The organism is Blastococcus sp. VKM Ac-2987, from assembly GCF_026967805.1.
In the GTDB taxonomy this organism is placed as follows: Bacteria; Actinomycetota; Actinomycetes; order Mycobacteriales; family Geodermatophilaceae; genus Blastococcus.
In genome coordinates, this window is sequence record NZ_JAPVBG010000002.1 from 983,501 (window position 1) to 1,003,005 (window position 19,505).

23 protein-coding genes are annotated in these 19,505 nt (G+C 75.7%); 14 read left to right on the forward strand and 9 right to left on the reverse strand.

Going from position 1 to position 19,505, the window contains the following annotated elements:
• Positions 1–47 precede the first annotated feature (47 nt).
• Both O2W17_RS13660 and hpf read left to right on the forward strand, forming a co-directional pair.
• On the forward strand, positions 48–836 hold the full coding sequence (locus tag O2W17_RS13660) for a ComF family protein (protein ID WP_269192966.1): 789 nt from the start codon (positions 48–50) through the stop codon (positions 834–836).
• A gap of 39 nt (positions 837–875) precedes the next feature.
• Complete coding sequence (gene hpf, locus O2W17_RS13665) at positions 876–1,562, forward strand: ribosome hibernation-promoting factor, HPF/YfiA family (RefSeq protein ID WP_269192967.1); 687 nt, start codon at positions 876–878, stop codon at positions 1,560–1,562.
• A gap of 45 nt (positions 1,563–1,607) precedes the next feature.
• Here hpf and O2W17_RS13670 read toward each other — a convergent pair whose 3' ends face one another.
• Both O2W17_RS13670 and O2W17_RS13675 read right to left on the reverse strand, forming a co-directional pair.
• Positions 1,608–1,730: a hypothetical protein gene (locus O2W17_RS13670; protein ID WP_269192968.1), complete on the reverse strand. Its 123-nt coding sequence runs from the start codon at positions 1,728–1,730 to the stop codon at positions 1,608–1,610.
• A gap of 10 nt (positions 1,731–1,740) precedes the next feature.
• The gene (locus tag O2W17_RS13675) at positions 1,741–2,133 is read right to left on the reverse strand and encodes a pyridoxamine 5'-phosphate oxidase family protein (RefSeq protein ID WP_269192969.1); all 393 of its coding nucleotides are present in this window, start codon (positions 2,131–2,133) and stop codon (positions 1,741–1,743) included.
• Between the two features lie 83 nt (positions 2,134–2,216).
• Here O2W17_RS13675 and secA point away from each other — a divergent pair, with 83 nt between their 5' ends.
• Positions 2,217–5,267, forward strand: coding sequence for a preprotein translocase subunit SecA (secA, locus tag O2W17_RS13680; protein WP_269192970.1), 3,051 nt, complete (start codon positions 2,217–2,219; stop codon positions 5,265–5,267).
• 72 nt (positions 5,268–5,339) lie between these two features.
• Here secA and O2W17_RS13685 read toward each other — a convergent pair whose 3' ends face one another.
• Positions 5,340–5,882 (reverse strand): Rv3235 family protein, encoded by a 543-nt coding sequence (locus O2W17_RS13685; RefSeq protein WP_269192971.1) that lies wholly within the window; start codon positions 5,880–5,882, stop codon positions 5,340–5,342.
• Complete coding sequence (locus O2W17_RS13690) at positions 5,879–6,646, reverse strand: LysM peptidoglycan-binding domain-containing protein (protein WP_269192972.1); 768 nt, start codon at positions 6,644–6,646, stop codon at positions 5,879–5,881. Before O2W17_RS13690 ends, O2W17_RS13685 begins: the two co-directional genes overlap by 4 nt.
• 97 nt (positions 6,647–6,743) lie before the next feature.
• Between O2W17_RS13690 and O2W17_RS13695 the strand changes: the two genes are divergently transcribed.
• Complete coding sequence (locus tag O2W17_RS13695; RefSeq protein ID WP_269192973.1) at positions 6,744–7,313, forward strand: hypothetical protein; 570 nt, start codon at positions 6,744–6,746, stop codon at positions 7,311–7,313.
• Positions 7,314–7,317: 4 nt separating this feature from the next.
• Here the strand turns inward: O2W17_RS13695 and O2W17_RS13700 are convergent, their stop codons facing one another.
• A complete protein-coding gene (locus tag O2W17_RS13700) occupies positions 7,318–7,581 on the reverse strand; it encodes a helix-turn-helix domain-containing protein (RefSeq protein WP_269192974.1) in 264 nt (87 codons plus the stop codon).
• Positions 7,582–7,779: 198 nt separating this feature from the next.
• On the opposite strand from O2W17_RS13700, the gene O2W17_RS13705 reads away from it, so the two are divergent.
• From O2W17_RS13705 to O2W17_RS13725, 5 genes are all read left to right on the forward strand, one after another.
• On the forward strand, positions 7,780–8,643 hold the full coding sequence (locus O2W17_RS13705) for an SAF domain-containing protein (RefSeq protein ID WP_269192975.1): 864 nt from the start codon (positions 7,780–7,782) through the stop codon (positions 8,641–8,643).
• Positions 8,643–9,938, forward strand: a complete 1,296-nt coding sequence (locus tag O2W17_RS13710) for an AAA family ATPase (protein WP_269192976.1) — start codon at positions 8,643–8,645, stop codon at positions 9,936–9,938. Before O2W17_RS13705 ends, O2W17_RS13710 begins: the two co-directional genes overlap by 1 nt.
• 64 nt (positions 9,939–10,002) lie before the next feature.
• Positions 10,003–11,382, forward strand: coding sequence for a WS/DGAT/MGAT family O-acyltransferase (locus tag O2W17_RS13715; RefSeq protein WP_269192977.1), 1,380 nt, complete (start codon positions 10,003–10,005; stop codon positions 11,380–11,382).
• Positions 11,383–11,440: 58 nt separating this feature from the next.
• Positions 11,441–11,953, forward strand: coding sequence for a DUF6912 family protein (locus O2W17_RS13720; RefSeq protein WP_269192978.1), 513 nt, complete (start codon positions 11,441–11,443; stop codon positions 11,951–11,953).
• Positions 11,954–12,035: 82 nt separating this feature from the next.
• Complete coding sequence (locus tag O2W17_RS13725) at positions 12,036–12,545, forward strand: MaoC family dehydratase (RefSeq protein WP_269192979.1); 510 nt, start codon at positions 12,036–12,038, stop codon at positions 12,543–12,545.
• 28 nt (positions 12,546–12,573) lie between these two features.
• Here the strand turns inward: O2W17_RS13725 and O2W17_RS13730 are convergent, their stop codons facing one another.
• A complete protein-coding gene (locus tag O2W17_RS13730; protein ID WP_269192980.1) occupies positions 12,574–12,990 on the reverse strand; it encodes an NUDIX domain-containing protein in 417 nt (138 codons plus the stop codon).
• 121 nt (positions 12,991–13,111) lie between these two features.
• Between O2W17_RS13730 and O2W17_RS13735 the strand changes: the two genes are divergently transcribed.
• The 5 genes from O2W17_RS13735 to O2W17_RS13755 all read left to right on the forward strand — a co-directional run bounded on the left by O2W17_RS13735 (position 13,112) and on the right by O2W17_RS13755 (position 16,515).
• Positions 13,112–13,735: a DUF6758 family protein gene (locus tag O2W17_RS13735; RefSeq protein WP_269192981.1), complete on the forward strand. Its 624-nt coding sequence runs from the start codon at positions 13,112–13,114 to the stop codon at positions 13,733–13,735.
• A gap of 165 nt (positions 13,736–13,900) precedes the next feature.
• Complete coding sequence (locus tag O2W17_RS13740) at positions 13,901–14,059, forward strand: hypothetical protein (protein WP_269192982.1); 159 nt, start codon at positions 13,901–13,903, stop codon at positions 14,057–14,059.
• 6 nt (positions 14,060–14,065) lie between these two features.
• Complete coding sequence (locus O2W17_RS13745; RefSeq protein ID WP_269192983.1) at positions 14,066–14,698, forward strand: PH domain-containing protein; 633 nt, start codon at positions 14,066–14,068, stop codon at positions 14,696–14,698.
• 52 nt (positions 14,699–14,750) lie between these two features.
• Positions 14,751–15,608, forward strand: a complete 858-nt coding sequence (locus tag O2W17_RS13750) for a PHP domain-containing protein (RefSeq protein ID WP_269192984.1) — start codon at positions 14,751–14,753, stop codon at positions 15,606–15,608.
• A 58-nt stretch (positions 15,609–15,666) separates the two neighbouring features.
• Positions 15,667–16,515 (forward strand): RecB family exonuclease, encoded by an 849-nt coding sequence (locus O2W17_RS13755; protein WP_269192985.1) that lies wholly within the window; start codon positions 15,667–15,669, stop codon positions 16,513–16,515.
• 17 nt (positions 16,516–16,532) lie between these two features.
• Here O2W17_RS13755 and O2W17_RS13760 read toward each other — a convergent pair whose 3' ends face one another.
• From O2W17_RS13760 to O2W17_RS13770, 3 genes are read right to left on the reverse strand one after another with little or no spacing between them, the layout of a single operon-like run.
• Positions 16,533–17,408, reverse strand: a complete 876-nt coding sequence (locus O2W17_RS13760) for an oxygenase MpaB family protein (protein ID WP_269192986.1) — start codon at positions 17,406–17,408, stop codon at positions 16,533–16,535.
• Positions 17,405–18,325, reverse strand: coding sequence for an alpha/beta fold hydrolase (locus O2W17_RS13765; RefSeq protein WP_269192987.1), 921 nt, complete (start codon positions 18,323–18,325; stop codon positions 17,405–17,407). Before O2W17_RS13765 ends, O2W17_RS13760 begins: the two co-directional genes overlap by 4 nt.
• Before the next feature lie 48 nt (positions 18,326–18,373).
• Complete coding sequence (locus tag O2W17_RS13770; RefSeq protein ID WP_269192988.1) at positions 18,374–19,504, reverse strand: outer membrane protein assembly factor BamB family protein; 1,131 nt, start codon at positions 19,502–19,504, stop codon at positions 18,374–18,376.
• Position 19,505: the final 1 nt, after the last annotated feature.

Sequence of the window (19,505 nt, forward strand, 5' to 3'; positions counted from 1 at the left end):
GACTCCGGGGGCCGCCCGATCGCCGGCCGGCCGGGCAGTCTGGACCGGTGGGGATCCCGGTGCTGTCGGCGCTGGCCGACCTGGTGCTGCCCCGCACCTGCGCGGGCTGCGGGCTGCCCGGCCGGGCGCTGTGCCCCCGCTGCGCCCGGTTGCTCGCCGCGCCCCGGCTGGCGCAGCCCCGGCGGTTCCCGCCGGGCTTCCCGCCGACGGTCGCGGCCGGCGGCTACGCGGGGCCGGTCCGCCCGGTGGTCAACGCCTTCAAGGAGCAGGGGCGGGCGGAGCTGGCCGCACCGCTGGGCACCGCGCTGGCCCTCGCCGTCGCCGCCGTCCGGCTGGGCGTGGACGTGGAGCCACCGGTGCTGCTGGTGCCCGTGCCGACCTCGCCGGCCGCCGTCCGGGCCCGGGGCCGGGACCACGTGCGGGAGCTGACCACCCGCGCGGTGGCGGAGTTGCGGGCGGCCGGCGTGGCGGCCGCCGAGAGCCGGGCGCTGCGCCGGCGAGGTCGGATCCGCGACTCCGCCGGGCTGTCCGCCACCGAGCGGCGGGCCAACCTCGCCGGCACGTTCGCGCTGGACGGCCGGCCCCGGCCGGCGGGCGCGCTGCTGGTCCTGGTCGACGACGTCGTGACCACCGGCGCCACCCTCACCGAGGCGGCGGCGGTGCTCGCGCCCGCGGCAGGTGCGGCCGGGCTCACCGTCGTCGCGGCGGTGGTGGCCGCGACGCCGCGGGAACCGGCGAATCCGCCGGGCGGGCCTTCCGGTCCCGGGTGGTACCGGCCCCGGACCGTCTCCCCGCACGACCTCGATCGACTGTCGCGGCCCCGGGGGAGGGACTAGCGTCGAAGCGACCAACGCCCGCCCCAACCGGGAGGTCTCATGGAGATCGTGGTCCGTGGTCGCAACGTCGAGGTTCCCGAGCACTACCGGCAACACGTCGAGGACAAGGTCGGTCAGCTGGAGCGGTTCGACGCCAAGCTGTCCCGCATCGACGTGGAGCTCTTCCACGAGAAGAACCCCCGCCAGTCGGCCAGCTGCCAGCGCGTGGAGATCACCCTCCGCGGCAAGGGCCCCGTCGTCCGGGCGGAGGCGGCCGGTCCCGACTTCTACGCCGCGCTCGACCTGGCGAGCGCGAAACTGGACAACCGGCTGCGCCGGGCGGCCGATCGCCGCCGGGTGCACCACGGCCGCCGGACCCCCGACAGCGTCCGCCTGACCGGCGCGGCGCTCGACGGCGGGCACCCCGAGCTCGGCATCGAGCAGCAGCTCGAGCTCGACCGCGAGCTCGCGTCCGGGCCGCACGTCACCGATCTGGACGAGCACCTGCCCGGCCAGATCGTGCGGGAGAAGTACCACCCCGCGACTCCCATGACCGTCGACCAGGCCCTCCACGAGATGGAGCTGGTCGGCCACGACTTCTTCCTGTTCCAGTGCGCCGACACCGGCGTGCCGACCGTGGTCTACCGCCGGCACGCCTACGACTACGGCCTCATCCGGCTCGCCCCCGTGTCCTCGGACAGCGGCGCGCCGGCCGGGCGGCCGGTGGCCACTTCGGCCGCCGTCTGACCTGGGTGGGGGCGCGGCCGGCCGCGCCCCCACCCGCTCGGCCGGTCAGCAGCCGGCCGCAGAGGACCGCGTCGCCGCGGCTGCCGTCGCGCGGTACGGCCGCAGCACCAGCGGCTCGGAGTGCAGCGTCTCGGTGGGCAGGTCCACGGCGGAGATGTCGGGCGTCACCGCCCGATCCTCACGCGTTGCCGAGGACCCGGTCGACCGAGATCTCGACGACCACCCGCGCCGGGTTCTCGCGGGGCTGCCGGTAGCGGGCCGCGTAGCGCGCGACGGCGTCGGCGACCGAGGCGGCGTCGTCCCGCACCACCGCCGTCCCCTCGAGGGTGACCCAGCGGCGGCCGTCGACCTGGCAGACGGCGACCCGCGCCTGCCCGTCCCGCACGTGGCGCGCCTTCGCCGAGCCACCGGAGGTGATCACGCGCGCCGTCCGCGTCGCGGCGTCGTAGGTCACGCCCACCGGCACGACGTGCGGCGTCCCGTCGCGGCGCAGCGTGGTCAGTGTCGCCAGGTGGCGCTCGGTGAGGAAGCCGAGCAGATCGGGGCCGAGGTCGTCCAGGTCGTGCGGCACGGATGGAGGTTAGGCCGGGTGCCGGGGGAGGGGGTGCCCGCGTCGCGGACCGCGGTGCTGGTGCCGCCGCCTACGCTGGGGGTGTGGTGTTCTCGAAGATCCTCCGTGCCGGTGAGGGCAAGCTCGTCCGACGGCTGGGCAAGATCGCTGATGCGGTCGAGTCCCTCGCCGACGACTACACCGACGTCTCGGACGCGGAACTCCGCGCGAAGACCGACGAGTTCAAGGGGCGCTACGCCGACGGCGAGTCCCTCGACGCCCTCCTGCCGGAGGCGTTCGCGGTGGTCCGCGAGGCGGCGACCCGCACGCTCGGTCAGCGGCACTTCCGCGTCCAGCTCATGGGCGGCGCCGCGCTGCACCTGGGCAACATCGCCGAGATGCGCACCGGTGAGGGCAAGACGCTCACCGGCGTCCTGCCGGCCTACCTGAACGCGCTGACCGGCGAGGGCGTGCACGTCGTCACGGTCAACGACTACCTGGCCAAGCGCGACGCCGAGTGGATGGGCCGGGTGCACCGGTTCATGGGCCTGTCGGTCGGCACGATCCTGTCCGGGCAGGCCCCCTCCGTGCGGCGCGAGCAGTACGCCGCCGACATCACCTACGGCACGAACAACGAGTTCGGCTTCGACTACCTGCGCGACAACATGGCCTGGAGCAAGGCCGACCTCGTGCAGCGCGGACACTTCTACGCGATCGTGGACGAGGTCGACTCCATCCTCATCGACGAGGCCCGCACCCCGCTGATCATCAGCGGCCCGGCCGAGACCAGCGCCAAGTGGTACGGCGAGTTCGCCCGGCTGGTGCCGATGATGAGGCGCGACGTCCACTACGAGGTGGAGGAGGACAAGCGCACCGTCGCCGTCACCGAGGACGGCGTCGAGTTCGTCGAGGACCAGCTCGGCATCGAGAACCTCTACGAGGCGGCGAACACGCCCCTGATCAGCTACCTGAACAACGCCCTCAAGGCCAAGGAGCTGTTCAAGAAGGACCACCAGTACATCGTCACCAACGGCGAGGTCCTCATCGTCGACGAGTTCACCGGTCGCGTGCTCGCCGGGCGCCGCTACAACGAGGGCATGCACCAGGCCATCGAGGCCAAGGAGAAGGTGAAGATCAAGGACGAGAACCAGACCCTCGCCACGATCACCCTCCAGAACTACTTCCGGCTCTACGACAAGCTCTCCGGGATGACCGGCACCGCCCAGACCGAGGCGGCGGAGCTCCACCAGACCTACTCCCTGGGCGTCGTCCCGATCCCGACCAACCGGCCGATGGTGCGGCAGGACAGGTCCGACGTCATCTACAAGACGGAGCGGGCGAAGTTCGACGCCGTCGTCGACGACATCGCCGAGCGGCACGAGGCCGGCCAGCCGGTGCTGGTCGGCACGGCCAGCGTGGAGAAGTCCGAGGTGCTGGCGAAGTACCTGCTCCAGCGCGGCATCCCGCACGAGGTGCTCAACGCCAAGAACCACGCCCGTGAGGCGTCGATCATCGCGCAGGCCGGGCGGCCCGGGGCGGTCACCGTCGCCACCAACATGGCCGGTCGCGGCACCGACATCCAGCTCGGCGGCAACGCAGAGTTCATCGCCGACGAGGCGCTGAGGGCCCGGGGCCTGACGCCCACCGACACCCCCGACGAGTACGAGGCCGCCTGGGACGAGGCTCTCGACGTCGCGAAGTCCCAGGTCAAGGCCGAGCACGAAGAGGTCACCGAGGCCGGTGGTCTCTACGTCCTGGGCACCGAGCGGCACGAGAGCCGCCGGATCGACAACCAGCTGCGCGGCCGCTCCGGCCGCCAGGGCGACCCCGGGGAGTCGCGGTTCTACCTCTCCCTCGGTGACGACCTGATGCGCCGGTTCAACGGCCCGATGCTCGAGTCGATGATGAACACCCTCCGGGTGCCCGACGACCAGCCGATCGAGTCGAAGATGGTCAGCCGGGCGATCCTCTCGGCGCAGACCCAGGTCGAGCAGCAGAACCACGAGGTCCGCAAGAACGTCCTCAAGTACGACGAGGTGCTCAACCGGCAGCGCACCGTCATCTACGACGAGCGGCGCCGGGTGCTCGAGGGCGCCGACCTGCACGAGCAGGTCCGGACCATGGTGGACGACGTCATCAGCGCCTACGTCGACGGCGCGACCGAGACCGGCTACGCCGAGGACTGGGACCTCGACCAGCTCTGGACCGGCCTCAAGGCGCTGTACCCGGTCGGCCTCACCGTCGACGAGCTGATCGCGCAGCAGGCCGACGGCGAGCAGTCCGACCTCTCCGCCGAGGACCTCAAGCGGACGATGCTCGACGACGTGCACCGCGCCTACGAGGAGCGGGAGACGACGCTCGGCGCGGAGGTCATGCGCGAGCTGGAGCGGCGGGTGCTGCTCTCGGTGCTGGACCGCAAGTGGCGCGAGCACCTCTACGAGATGGACTACCTGCGGGCCGGCATCCACCTGCGCGCGATGGCCAACCGCGACCCGGTCGTGGAGTACCAGCGCGAGGGCTACGACATGTTCGTGGCGATGCTCGACGGCATCAAGGAGGAGTCGGTCGGCTTCCTGTTCAACCTCGAGGTGAAGACCAAGGAGGAGCAGGCAGCCGAGACGAGGGCCAAGCAGAGCGAGGCGGAGGCCAAGGCGCTGGCCGCGGCCCAGGCCGGGACCGCCAAGGTGCTGGCCCGCCAGGCAGCGGCGGCGAAGACGGCGACCGGCACCGCGGCGGCTGCGACGGCCCGCCGCTCGAACGCGGCTCCGACGGCTCCCGTCGCGGAGGCGGCGCCCGCTGCCCCGGCGGCCCCGGTAGCGGAGGCGGCACCGGCGGCAGCCGCGGAGGCACCGGCGGCGGGGGCAGAGGCACCGGTGGCGGTCCCGGAGGCACCGGCGGAGGCCGTTCCCGCGGCCGCCACCCCGGCCGAGGCCCCCGCGCCGACGCTGGACGTCAAGGGGCTCGACGAGCCGCGCCGGGCGGAAAACCTCACCTACTCGGCTCCCAGCCTCGACGCCTCGCCGGCCGAGACCGGCCGGGCCAAGGCCGCGAAGACCGCGACGGTGTCCGGCACCAGGGAGACCCCGCGCAACGCGCCCTGCCCGTGCGGCTCGGGCCGGAAGTACAAGCAGTGCCACGGAGCGGCCGGCGCCTGACGGCTCCGACGACGACGCCCCGCCGACCGGACGGTCGGCGGGGCGTCGCGCGTCCCGGCCCGGACGGTGACGTCAGCCGATCTGCAGGGCGGTGCACCGCCAGGAGCCGTCGATGCCCTCCAGCCGGGCGGCCACGGCGTGCGCGCGCCCGCCGCGGTGGGCGACGGCGCTGATCTCGGCGACCCCGTCCACCGGCTCGCACACGCGCACCCGGCCGATCACCACCGGGGCGCTGCCCTCGGCGCACCACCGTGGCCGGCGGCCGGCGGAGAGGGCGGCGTAGACCCCGGCCGTGGTGAGGGGGCGCACCTGCGCGAGCGGCCGGCGTCCGGCCAGCACCTCCAGGGCGGTGGTCACCAGCCGCCGCGCCGTCTCCGCCGCCGGCGGGAGCTCCGCCCGCCCGGACAGGACCGGCCCGAACTCGTCGCGCGGAGCGGCGGTCGACAGCAGGCGTGGCCGGGGGCCGGGCTGCGGCGCCGGCCGGGGGACCTCGCCTCCGGGGTGGACCAGGCGCAGCGCCGGGCGCGGCTCGAGGGGCGGCTGCGGCGTCGGGACGACGGTCAGGCGCAGGGCCGGCTGCCCGGTGGTCGGAGCGGTGCTGGACGGTGCGGTCATCGGGTCTCCCGGTGCGTGCGGTCGGTTGGGGAAGGGGCGGGTTCCGGCAGGAGCGGCGGGCGCAGCACCTGACCGGGCAGCAGCCGGTCGGGGTCGGGCCCGATGACGTCGGCGTTCGCCGACCACCACGCCTGGACGGCGGTGGCCACCTCGGCGGGGGACGGGGCGTGCCCGGCATCGGCGGTCAGGCGGCGCTCGGCGATGCGCCACAGGCAGTCGCCCCGGACGACGACGTGCTCGCCGGCCTGCGGCGCAGCGGGCCAGTCGGGGAGGAGGTCCCCGGCCCGGTGCCCGTTCTCCGCCGCCGACGGGGACGCCGGGGGAGCGGCCGGCCAGTCGGGCGCGGCGTCCTCCGTCGACGGGGCGGCGGGCGAGGCGGCGGCCGGCGTCGCGGCGAGCACGGTCACCGCGGCGCCGAGGACGGGTGGGGCGAGCCCGAGGCCCACCCCGAGCGCCAGCGCGGCGGCGTGGCGGGCGCCGCGGGGCAGCAGTGTGCGGAGGGCTCCGCCCGCGACCGCGCCGGCCGCGCCGGGTACCGCGGAGAGCGCGGTCAGCAGCAGCCCGAGCGCCCCCCAGCTCCACACCAGCCAGGCCAGCAGGCCGACGAGGTGCAGGACCAGGACGTCGGCCCCGGCGGCGTCGGCCGTGCGCTGTGCCGCGCCGAGCGCGGCGAGGGAGTCGGGGAGGGCGGGCGTCAACGCCGCCAGCACGCCGGCGACGCCGGTCATGCCGAGCGTCGTCCCGACCAGCCGTCGCGGTGACATGCGCACCCTCCTCGCTGTTGATGTTGTGTTACTAAAGCAAGCAAACGCAACCAAACGCAAGCATGTGCACCATCTAGGCTGTCCACGGAGGTGGGGCATGCGGTGGCAGCAGCTCTTCGCGGACCTGCAGGCGCAGTTCGAGGCCGCGGAGGAGGCGGAGTCGCGGGCCGAGTGGGCGTCGCGGGCGCGTGCGGAGACGGGCGCGGTCCGGCTGGTCGACCGCCTCGGTGGATCGGTCGGCGCGCAGCTGGTCGTGACCTGCAGGGGAGCGGGCCGCATCACCGGGGTGCTCACCGAGCTCGGCGCCGACTGGCTCCTGCTCGCCGGTGAGCGCGACCGGGAGCAGCTCGTGGCGGCCGGTGCGGTCCGGGCCGTCGCCGGGCTGGGTCGGTGGACCGCGCCCGCGCGGGAGGACGGCGCCGTGCGGGCGCGGCTGGACCTGCGGCGCGCGCTGCGCGGGCTGGCGCGCGACCGGAGCGTCGTCCAGGTGCTGCTCGACGACGGGACGGTGCTGATCGGGACGATCGACCGGGTGGGCGCCGACTACGTCGAGCTGGCCGAGCACCACGCGGACGAGCCGCGCCGCCCGGGAGCGGTGCGGCAGGTGCACGCGGTGGTCATCGACGCGGTGGCGGTGGTCCGGACCCTGGCACCCGGCTGGGACTGAGCGTTCAGACGCGCTGCTCGGGGCTCTCCGCCGGGGCGTCGGTGGGAGCTCCGGCCGCGGGCTCCGGCGGCACCGTGCCGGCGCGGGCCTCGGCGTACTTCTGCTGGATGAAGCGCTCCAACTCGTCGACCTCGATGCGCCACTGGCCGCGCCCACCGATCTGGATGGCGATCAGGTCCTTGCGGCGCACCAGCGCGTAGGCCTGCGACCAGGAGACGTTGAGGATCTCCGCGACGTCGTCGAGGGTCAGGAAACGCGGTGTGGGCATCGGTCCTCCATCCGTTCGCCGCCCAGTCTGTCAGCCGAGCCGGTGGTCCGAGCGCGCATCCACACACGTTCGTGTGGATGACGAGTGCGCGAGAACAGGATCGTCCCGCATCATCTGCATCCGATCGCCGTCAGCGGCCCGCAACGGGAGGCCGTCGCGCCGAACCGGCGTCCGACGTGCTGGAGGAGAAGAGGTGGCGTGACCGCCGTGCGCACCCCGGGCCCCGCCCCGGCGACCACCGAGCTGCCGGCCGGCCCCGCGCCCCGGCGCGTCCGGGCGCCGGGCTGGCTGGACCTGCGCCTGGTTCTGGGGGTCCTGCTGGTCCTGGCCTCGGTCCTGCTCGGCGCACGGGTGGTGAGCGCGGCAGACGCGACGGTGCCGGTCTGGAGCGCCGCCGACGACCTGGCGGCCGGCACGGAGCTCACCGCCGAGGACCTCGTGGTGGTCGACGTCCGCCTCGACGGGGCGGCGGGCGCGTACCTCTCCGGGAGCACCCGGCCGGAGGGACGCACCCTCGCCCGGGGGGTGCGGGCCGGCGAGCTCCTGCCCGCCTCGGCGCTCGAGGAGCCGGCGGACCTGGTGCAGCTGGCGCTGCCGGTCCAGGCGGGCTACGTCCCGCCCGGCCTGCGGCGGGGCCAGGTGATCGATGTGTACGCCGTGGCCGATCCGGCGGCCGGTGTCACCGGGCCCGCCGTCGGCAGCGTCACCCTCGTCGTCGGCGCGGCCACCGTGCAGGCCCTGTCTGGCGGCTCCGACGGCGTGCTGTCCACCTCGACGACGACGGTGCAGGTGGTGATCGGGGTGGCGGCCGACGAGGCGGCCGACGTGCTCGCCGCGATCGCCGGGCGGCCGCTCGTGGTCGTCGTCCACCCCGCCGGGGCCGGCGCGGGGGAGCGGACGGCGACCCCGCCCCGGACCACCCCCTCGGCGACCCCCGCAGCGCCCGCCACCACGACCCCGACCGCGACGACCGGACCGGCGCCCTCGCGCGCGCCCGCCCCCGCACCGGCACCAGCGCCTGCGCCGGAGACCGCGCCCGAGCCGGCGGGGCCGGCCGGCTGATGGCGCTGCAGGTCTTCACCGCCGTCACGGGCGCGGGGTGGGAGTCGGCGCTGGTCGGGGCGCTGGACCGGGACGACCACGGGGTCACCGTCGTGCGCCGCTGCGTCGACGTCTCCGACCTGCTGGCCGCCGCCGCGACCGGCACCGGGCAGGCGGCACTGCTGTCGGCGGAGCTGCGCCGTCTCGACGGCGACGCGGTGGCCCGGCTGCACGCGGCCGGCGTCGCGGTCGTCGGGCTGGTCGAGCCGGGGGACGAGACCGCCGCCCAGCGGTTGCGCCGGCTCGGGGTCGTCCAGGTGCTCCCGGCCGACGCCGACCCCGAGGTCATCGCCCGTGCGCTGCGGGACGCTGTCTCGGGCGTGCCGGCGGCCGGTCACGACGTCGCCGACCCGCGGGCGGCGCTGCCGCTGCCCAGCGCGCCGGGAGAGCCCGAGCGGCCTCCCGGCGGTCCGGGGCGGGTGGTGGCCGTGTGGGGTGCGACCGGCGCACCCGGCCGGACGACCGTCGCCGTCGGCCTGGCCGACGAGGCCGCCCGGCTGGGGACCTCCGCCCTGCTCGTGGACGCCGACGTCTACGGCGGCGTGGTGGCCCAGGTGCTGGGGCTGCTCGACGAGTCGCCCGGCCTCGCCGGTGCGGCCCGGCAGGCCGGGGCCGGCGCGCTGGACGGCCCGTCGCTGGTCGCGCTGGCGTGGGCGGTGCGCCCGCAGCTGCGCGTGCTGCCCGGCCCGGCCCGCGCCGACCGCTGGCCCGAGCTGCGGCCGGGCGCGGTCCGCACGGTGCTGGAGGAGGCCCGCCGGGTCGCGGAGCTGACCGTGGTCGACTGCGCGTTCAGCGTGGAGGACGACGAGGAGCTCTCCTTCGACACCGCCGCCCCGCGCCGCAACGGCGCCACCCTCGCCGTGCTCGAGCACGCCGACACCGTGCTGTGCGTCTCCGGGGCCGACCCGGTCGGGCTCCAGCGGTGCGTGCGGGCGCTGGACCAGCTGCGCGACGTGCTGCCCGGCGTCGAGCCCGAGCTGGTCGTCAACCAGGTGCGCCGGGGCCCCGTCCCGGGGGATCCGCGCCAGGAGGTCGGGGACGCGCTGGAGCGCTTCACCGGCCGGCGCCCGCGGTGGTTCCTCCCCGCCGACCGGCGGGCGACCGACGCCGCGCTGGCGGCCGGGCGGACCCTCGCGGAGGTGGCGCCGGGTTCGGCGCTGCGCACGGACCTGCGGGCGCTGGCCGCCGAGCTGACCGGCACCGGCGTCCCCGCCGCGGGACGGCGCAGCACGTGGCGGAACCGCCGGGCGGGCTGAGCGCCCGACTGTCCGATCCCCCCTCCACCGTCGTAGCGTGAGGCCCCGGTCCGTGAGGAGAACGATGGTGGAGCGGCTCAGCACCCTGGAGGCATCGTTCCTCTACCTGGAGGAACCGGGCACCCCCATGCACGTCGGCGGGGTGCTGGTCCTGGAGACCCCGCCCGGTGGCCTGGACGCGTTGGCGGCGTTGATCGAGGGCCGGCTGTCCCTGGTACCGCGGTACCGGCAGCGGGTCGCCGAGGTGCCGGGCCACCTGGCGAACCCGGTCTGGGTGGACGACCCCGACTTCGCCCTCGACTACCACCTGCGGCGGAACGGGCTGCCCCGGCCGGGCACGGAGGAGCAGCTGCTCGACCTGGTGTCCCGGCTGACCTCGCGGCCGCTGGACCGGACCCGCCCGCTCTGGGAGGCCTACCTGGTCGAGGGGCTCAGCGGGAACCGCGTCGCGGTGATCACCAAGACCCATCCCGCCCTGGTCGACGGGCTCGGTGCCGTGGACATCGGGCAGGTGCTGCTGGACGTCTCCCCCGACGCGCCGGCACCCGAGCCGGGGGAGTGGCGGCCGCGCCGGGCCCCCTCGGGCGTGGAGCTGGTGTGGTCGGCGCTCGAGGACTACCGGCAGCGACCCTCGCTGCTGGCGGAGGTGGCCCGGTCGGCGGTGACCGACGCCCGCACCACCGCCGCGCGGATCGGCGGCGTGGCCGGCGGCCTGGTGCGCACCGCGCGCTCGGCGATCCTGCCCGCGCCGAACAGCCCGCTCAACGCCCCGGTCGGGCGGCAGCGGCGGGTCGCGGTGGCCTGCGCCGACCTCGACGACCTCAAGCGGATCCGGAAGGCGCACGGCGGGACGGTGAACGACGTGCTGCTCACCGTCGTCACCGGTGCGCTGCGCGAGTGGCTGCTGTCGCGGGGTGAACCGGTGGTCGGCGGGACGTCGGTGCGCGCCCTCGTCCCGGTGTCGGTGCAGGACGAGGACGGGTCGGCCGGCAGCCAGGTCACCTCCCACCTGGTGGACCTGCCCGTCGGCGAACCCAACCCGCGGGTGCGGCTGGCCCGGCTGACCTACGCCATGCGCGGGGTCACCCAGCACGCCCGGTCGGTCGGCGCGGACAGCCTCATCGCGTTGTCCGGGTTCGCCCCCTCCACGTTGCACGCGCTCGGCGCCCGCGCCGCGCGGGGGCTCTCCCGGCGGTTGTTCAACCTCGTCGTCACCAACGTGCCCGGCCCGCAGGTCCCGCTCTACGCGGCCGGTGGGCGCATGCTCCAGGTCTTCCCGGTCGTGCCGCTGGCCCGCGGACAGGGGCTGTCGATCGGCATGACGTCCTACGACGGCACGGTGTTCTTCGGTCTCAACGCCGACCGGGACAGCGTCGGCGACGTCGTGGTCCTCGCCGACCTCATCGAGCAGGAGGTCGCGCAGCTCGTCGAGGCCTCGGCCTGAGCCGGCGCCGGGGCGGGCGGCTACCGTCGTCCTCCCACCGACGAAGGAGGTCAGCCGGGTGCGCGTGTACCTGCCGGCGACGACGACCGTGCTGCGGACGCTCGTGGAGGAGGGGCGGCTGTCCGCTCCGCAGACCGTCTTCGCGGTGACGCCGCAGCTGCGCGACTTCTACGCGCTCAGCGACGCCGGGGCCGACACCGAGGAGCTGGAGTACGCGGCGCTGCTGGGTGCCGCGCGGGCGAGCCTGCGGCTGCTCGACGTCGACCCAGCAGCCATCCGCCGGCGGGTGGTGCTGGCCGCCGACGTGCCCGACGACGCGGTGACCCCGATGGACGACCCGCACGTCGAGCGGGGCGCCGCCCGGGTGGCGCACGAGATCGCGCTCGCCGACGTGGCCAGCGCGCACATCGACGCCGCCGAGGCCGAGGAGGACGTCCGGGCCGCGGTGAACGTGGTGCTCGAGGCCGATCTCGGCAGCGAGGACGCGCAGTTCGTCGTCGACCAGGCCGAGGGCCACGAGCTGGGCTGGTACGCGACCCAGGAGATCGGCCCGGCCCTCGAGCTGCTCTGAACCCGGCCGCCCGCGGAGGCGTCGGCACGGGCGTCCGTAGGATCACGACCCGTCTGTCAGCGTCGACGTCGGGAGCGAGCACATGCAGTTCGGTCGGTACTACGAGGAGTTCGAGGTCGGGGCCGTCTACAAGCACTGGCCCGGGAAGACCGTCACCGAGTACGACGACCACCTGTTCTGCCTGCTCACGATGAACCACCACCCGCTGCACCTGGACGTGAACTACGCCGGGAAGACGACCGACTTCGGCAAGAACGTCGTCGTCGGGAACTACATCTACTCGCTGCTGCTCGGCATGAGCGTCCCGGACGTCTCGGGCAAGGCGATCGCGAACCTGGAGATCGAGTCGCTGCGGCACGTCGCCCCGACCTTCCACGGCGACACGATCTACGGCGAGACGACCGTGCTCGACAAGACCCCGTCGAAGTCCAAGGACGACCGCGGCGTGGTCCACGTGGAGACCATCGGCTACAAGCAGGACGGCACGGTCGTCTGCATCTTCCGCCGCAAGGTCATGGTGCCCAAGCGCTCCTACGGCGAGGCCCGCGGCGGCGAGCAGCCCGGTCGCCCGGAGCCCACGCCCCGGGGCTGAGCCGCGCGCGGCGGGGCGTGCCGGCCGGTCAGCCGGGCAGCACGCCCCAGCCGCCGAGCGTCTCCACCAGCCGCGGGGTGCAGGTCAGCCCGGCCAGCGTCGCCGCGTCCGCGAAGAGCACCTCGGCCGCGTCGTCGCCGGCGACCGGTCGCGCCCCGGCGTCCAGCAGGGAGCAGGCGAGGTCCACGACGTCGTAGACGACGGTGCCGCCGTCGATCCGGATCCGGCCCACCTCGGCGCCGGCGCGCACCCGCAGGCCGGTCTCCTCGAGCACCTCGCGCTCCACCGCGGCCGCGACCGTCTCCCCGGGTTCCACCCGGCCGCCGGGCACCGACCACAGCCCGCGCCCCGGGTCGTTGCGCCGGCGGACCAGCAGCAGGCGCCGGGCGCCGTCGAGGACGATCGCGCCGACGCAGGGCACCACCGGCGGCTCGGCAGCGGTCACGCCCGCAGGCTACGCACGGCGCGACCCGCCCGCCCGGGGCCGGCCGCGCCACCCGGCCGAGCCGCCCCGCTGCGCTGCGCTGCGCTTGACGATTCCGGCCGCTCCCGCGACCGTGTCCCCGATGAGTGCGTCGCCGGTCTGCCCGCGCTGCGGTGAGCCGCTGGTCGTCCGCCACGGTTCCGAGGCGCAGGCCTGGTGCCACCTGCACGGCGCCGTCACGCCGCTGCACCACACCGCCCTGGTGGCCCACGACGCGATCGCGGCGGTCACCGCCGACGCCCGGGTCCCGGCGTGGGTCCCCGACCCCATGCCGCCGGGGTGGGCGGTCACCGGGCTGGCGTGGGGTGGCGAGCCGGGGGCCCGCGCGATCGTCGTCGACTGCGCCGGACCGGCCCCCCTCGGCGGGTCCGCCGAGCTGGTGCTGGTCGCCGAGGAGCCCGGCACCGGCGTCGGGTGCGGCTACGCCGGCCTGCCGGGGCTGGACCCCGGGGACGTGATCTCCGGCCCCAGCTCGGTCGAGGTCGAGGCGGCCGGCCAGCACGCCCCGCTGTGGGCGGTGCCGACCAGCGACGACCGCGCCGCCTTCGTGGGGGAGGCCTACGGCGTCTGGCTCTGGCTGGTGATGTGGCCGATGAACGCCGCGTGGCTGCTGGTCGAGCGGCTGGAGCTGCTGGACCTGCGCGAGCGCATCTACCCCGACCTGCCGCTCGGCCCGCCGGGGGAGCACCTGCTGCCCGGGCGCTGACCGGCCCCCTGCGGAACCCGACCGGCTCCGTCGCGGTCGGCGCGTCGGAGGGGTAGCCCCTGGGGCCTGTGTTACTCATGGGACGAACGCGTCCGCCGCACCCCGGCGGGCTTCCGTGCATGCCCGTGAAGCGGGCCTGCCCCAACGCGCACCACGGAGGTGGCGGTGAACCTCAAGAAGGTCCTCACCTGGGTGGTCGTCGCCTTCGTGCTCTTCTACGTGATCCAGCAGCCGGAGAAGTCGGCCGAGCTGGTGCGCAACGCCGGTGAGGCCCTGGGCTCCGCGGCGTCGTCGCTGTCCGAGTTCGTCGGCTCGCTCGTCTGATCCCCGGTGGTCGCCCCCGCCGGGCTGCCGGCCCGCGCCGCCAAGGACGTCGAGAAGTACCTGCTCGACGACGAGGACGCGGTGGTGGCCACGCGCCGGCACTGGGCGGTGCTCGTCGTGCCGACGGCCAAGTTCCTGCCGGTCTTCCTGGCCGGCGGCTGGCTGCTGGTGCTGGACCCGGCGAACCGGGTCACCAGCACGGTCGGGATGCTCGTCGCGCTCGGGGCGCTGGTGTACTACGCGCTGCGCTTCGGCGAGTGGTGGATGCGGCACTTCATCGTCAGCCGGCGCCGGGTGCTGCTCACGTCCGGGGTGATCGTCCGCACCGTCACGCTGCTCCCGCTGCGCCGGATCACCGACCTGACGTGGAAAGAGACCTTCTTCGGCCAGATCCTGGGCTACGGCACGTTCCGCTTCGAGTCCGCGGGGCAGCAGCAGGGGCTGTCGGAGATCACCTTCCTGCCGCACGCCGGCGCGATGTACCGGCAGGTCAGCGGCCTGCTGTTCGGCAGCGACTGGGGCGCCGCGTCCGGGGGTGACGACGAGGGCAACCCCGAGTCGTCGTCCGGTGGGCCCGTCGCGACCGGGGGGCGACGGGACACCGAGCCGATCCCGGGTCTCCCGCCGCGCGAGCCGTGAGCCGGAACGGCCGCCGGGTGGACCGCGGCGGTCTGGGGCAGGCTGACCGGTGATGCGGATCGACCTGCACACCCACTCCTCGGTGTCCGACGGCACCGACGGCCCCGCCGAGCTGCTCGCCGCCGCCCGCGGTGCCGGCCTCGACGTCGTCGCGCTCACCGACCACGACACGACGGCGGGCTGGGCGGCGGCGGAGGCGGCCCGGCCGCCGGGCCTCACCGTCGTCCCCGGCATGGAGCTGTCCTGCCGCTGGTTCCCCGACGACGAGCCGCCGGTCAGCGTGCACCTGCTCGGGTACCTGTTCGACCCGCTGCACCCGGCCTTCGCCGCGGAGCGGGCGCGGCTGCGCGACGAGCGGCTGAGCCGGGCCGAGCGGATCGTCACGGCGCTGGCCGCCGACGGCTACCCGGTGCGGTGGGACGAGATAGTGGCGCAGGCCGGCGGCGGCGTCGTCGGCCGGCCGCACGTGGCCACGGCGCTGGTGCGCGGCGGCGTCGTCGACACCGTCGAGCAGGCGTTCGCCGACCTGCTGCACCACCGCGGCGGCTACTACGTCGCCAAGGCCGACACCGACGTCCGCGAGGGCATCGCCCTCGTCCGGGCGGCGGGGGGCGTGCCGGTCTTCGCCCACGGCCTGGCGACCGCACGGGGCCGGGTGGTGGACGACGACGCGATCGCCGCCATGGCCGGGGCCGGGCTGCTCGGCCTGGAGGTCGACCACCCCGACCACACCGCGGAGCAGCGCGCCCACCTGCGGGCCCTGGCCGCGGACCTGGACCTGCTGACGACGGGGTCCAGCGACTACCACGGCACGAACAAGCGGACGCCCATCGGCGCCTGCACCACCGACCCGGAGCAGTTCGAGCGGCTGCTGGCGGCCGGCACGGGCACCGCGCCGCTGCGCGACTGAGCCGGGAACCGTCGGGAGCCCCGGCTACCGTGGCGGTCGTGGACGGCGGGGTGCGGCGGTGAGCGACCAGCTCGAGATGCCGGGCATGCCGCGGCGGCTGTTCCCGGCCACGCCGAGCAAGCTGGCCACCTTCGCCGACTGCCCGCGCCGCTACCGGTTCGCCTACGTCGACCGGCCGCAGCCGCCCAAGGGGCCGCCGTGGGCGCACAACACCGTCGGCTCGGCGGTGCACGCGGCGCTGCGGTCGTGGTGGGACCTCCCGGTGCCGCGGCGCACCGCGGCCGCCGCCCGCCAGCTGCTCCACGGCGCCTGGTCGCCCACCGGGTTCCGCGACGCCGACCAGGCGCAGCGGTGGCGGGCGCGGGCCGCCGGCTGGCTCACCGAGTACGTCGCCGGGCTCGACCCCGCCGACGAGCCGGTGGGCAACGAGCGCACCGTCGCGGCGACCACCGAGCGGCTGGCGCTCTCCGGGCGGGTCGACCGGATCGACCAGCGGGGCGACGAGCTGGTGGTCGTCGACTACAAGACCGGGCGCGTCCCGTCCACCGACGACGAGGCGCGCGGATCACCGGCCCTGGCCGCCTACGTGCTCGGGGTGCGGCGCACCCTCCGGCGGCCGTGCAGCCGGGTGGAGCTGCACCACCTGCCCAGCGGCACGGTGGCGGCGTTCGAGCACACCGACCGCTCGCTGGCCAACCACGTGCGGCGGGCCGAGGACATCGCCGAGGACATCACCGCCGCCACCGGGGCGCTGGGCGGCGGGGCGGAGGTCGACACCGCCTTCCCTCCCGTGCCCGGACGGCAGTGCGGCTGGTGCGACTTCCGGCCGAGCTGCCCGGCGGGCCAGGCCGCCGGGCCGGCCCGGGAGCCGTGGAGCTTCCTCCCCGAGGACGACGACGGCACGTGAGGGACCGGGGCCGGCTCTCAGGCGGCCGACGCCTCGGCCACCCGGGCGTAACCGGCCCGCACGATCGGTGACCGGTACGCGCGTTCCGGCAGCGCCAGGAAGGCGGCCCGGAACGCCCTGAGCCCGGCGGTCGCCGCGGCGTCGGTCAGCGCCAGCCCCGGCAGGGAGTACATCCGCCGGGCCCAGGCGGGCAGCAGCGCGAAGCAGAGCCCCGCCAGGCTGCCCCACACCGGCCGGGCCGGCGTCAGCACCTGCAGCCAGCCGGGCATCGGCGGGAGGAACAGGTCGCGGATGCCCCGCACGGCCGCCGGGGTGGAGGCCAGCGAGGGGCGGATGGCGTCGAAGTACGCGTCCAGCTCGGCCACCGACCGCGGCACCGTCTCCAGCGGCACGCCGACGAGGTGCGCGAAGGCCACCTGCTCGTGCACGTACCGGTCGGCCTCCTCGTCCGAGAGCGCCACGCCCGCCCGGCGCGCCGTCGACAGGATGGATTCGACCGCGCAGTTGTGCACCCAGAGCAGCAGGTCCGGGTCGTCGACCCGGTACGCCCGGCCGGTCGTCTCCTCGACCCCCGACAGCTTCCGGTGGTAACCCCGGACGCGCGCGGCCATGCGGCGGGCCTCGGTCCGCGTGCCGTAGACGGCGGTCTCCATGTACTGGCCGGTGCGGGTCATCCGCATCCACCAGTCGTTCTTGAACCCCTCGGAGTTGCGCGCCACGCCGTCCATGGCCACGGGGTGCAGCGCCTGGACCATCAGCGATCGCATCGCGCCGAGGTGGTAGGCGGGATCGCTGTGGATCCGCCAGGTGACGCTGCCCGGACCGAAGAAGCCCAGCCGATCCTGCTCCTCGGTCCAGTCGTCGGGCGAGGGCAGCGGCGCCAGCCGGCTCACGACCGCACCTGGGCGCTCGCCCAGAAGTCGCACAGCACCTCGAGCGTGCGCGGTGGGTTCTCGACCGCGGGGGAGTGGATGGAGCTGTTGATGACCTCGTGCCGGGCGCCCAGCCGCTCCGCCATGTCGGCCTGCACGTGCGGCAGCCAGGCGTCGTCGGCCTCGCCGTGCGCCACCAGCACGGGCATGCCGGTCGCCTTCAGCTCGGCAACCCGGTCGGGCTCGGTCAGCATGGCGTCGGCCATGCCGCGCAGGCCGGCGTCGGAGTTCCGCAGGAAGCGGCGGGCGTAGAACTCCCGGGTCGGCGCGGGCACGGCCTGCGCCGTGGGATCGGTCATCGCCACCTGCTCGAGGGTCTGGTGCACCAGCGGGACGCCCCCGGCGTCCAGCAGCGGCCCGAGGTGGTCGAGCAGCTCCGCGCGCCGCCCGGTGAGCCGGGACGGCCCCGAGCCCAGCAGCGTGAACGTGGTGAACAGGCCGGGCTCGGCGAGCACCGCGGCCCGCGTCACCAGCCCGCCGAAGCTGTGGCCGACGAGGTGCAGCGGCTCCCCGGACTCCGCCCGGAGCACGCGCGCGACCGCGATCACGTCGCCGCCCAGGACCTCCACCGTGTAGGCGGCCGGGTCGTCGGGGCCCGGGGACTCGTACTGGCCCCGCTGGTCGAGGGCGACGACGCGGTAGCCGGCCTCGGCCAGCGGGCGCAGCAGCGGGGCGAAGTCCTCCTTGCTGCCCGTGTAGCCGGCCACCAGCAGCACCGTGCCGCGGACCTCGGTCCCACCGGTGTCGAGGGCGGCCAGCGGCCCGGCCCCGCCCGGGAAGGTGCGGGAGGCGGCGTCGTGCCGGGCCAGCTGGCGGAGGTCGTCGGGGGCGATGGCGAAGGGCACGGAGTCGGCATCGGGGCCGCCGGGCAGGACCATGGTCCCCAGTGAACCCCGATCACCGGCGCCGTGCCGCGACGGGGGACCTCAGCGGTAGGCGCGGATGCCGTCGGGCAGGCGGAGCAGCACGGTGCCGCCGACGGCGGTCGCCGTGCCACCGGCCGGTAGCCCGGGGACGAGCGACCGGTCCAGCTGCTCGCCCGTCGCCGCGTCGCGGTGCACGAAGCCGTCGTCGCCCGGGACGGTGAGCCGCGACCGGTCGCCGTCCGGGACCGGTTCGCCGGGCAGGCCGGTGGCGGGCGCCTCCCACAGGCGCCGCCCCGAGACCGGGTCGACGGCGGTGAGGGTGCCGCCGGCGGAGACCAGCACGGCGCCGTCCGTCGCCGACTGCCGGGCCGCGCCGTCGGGACCCGCCGCCAGCGTGGTCAGCAGCGTGCCGTCGGGACCGGAGAGGAGCTCGACCCGGTCGCCCACCCGCACGCCCACGAGCTGGTCGGCGCCGAGCAGCTCCGCGTCCGCGCCCCCGGGCAGCGGGAGGTCGCGGGTCCAGTGCTCGTCCCCGTCGAACCCGTCCAGCAGCCGGAGCCGCAGGGCCGCGGACTCCGCGCACCGCTCCAGCACCGCGACGCCGGCGTCCCCTGCGGCGGAGCCCAGCAGCTCGCACCCCGACGGCGGGGCGTACCGCCAGCGGATGTTGTTCCCCGTCGGGTCGAGGGTCACGATCCCGGTGGGGGCGTGGGCGAGCACGATGCGATCGGTCGAGGAGAGCGACATGTCGGCCCGAAAGTTCACGTTGCGGGTCCAGGCGCGCACCCCGGTGGCGGCGTCGAGGGCGACCGCCTCGTCGCAGCGGTCCTCGGTCCGGAAGACCGCCACCACCACGTCGTCGGTGGTGGTGAGGCCGCACAGCCAGGCATTGGCCCGGGTGTAGCGCCAGACCTCCTGCCCGGTGGCCGGTTCGAGCGCGCGGACGCCGTGGTCCGAGCCGGCCAGTACGCGGCCGCCCTCGACGACGTCGGCGGCCCGTGGGTCGCCGGGGACCGCCCAGGCCTCGGAGACGGCGCCGGCCGGCGTCCCCGCGGGGGCGCCGACCGGTGGGAGTGCGGTGGTGCTGTCGGTGGCGGCCGCGTCGGAGTTCCGCCACAGCAGGACGGCGACGACGGCCAGCGCGACGGTGGCCGCCGTCCAGACCCAGACCCGCAGGGGCGGACGCGACACG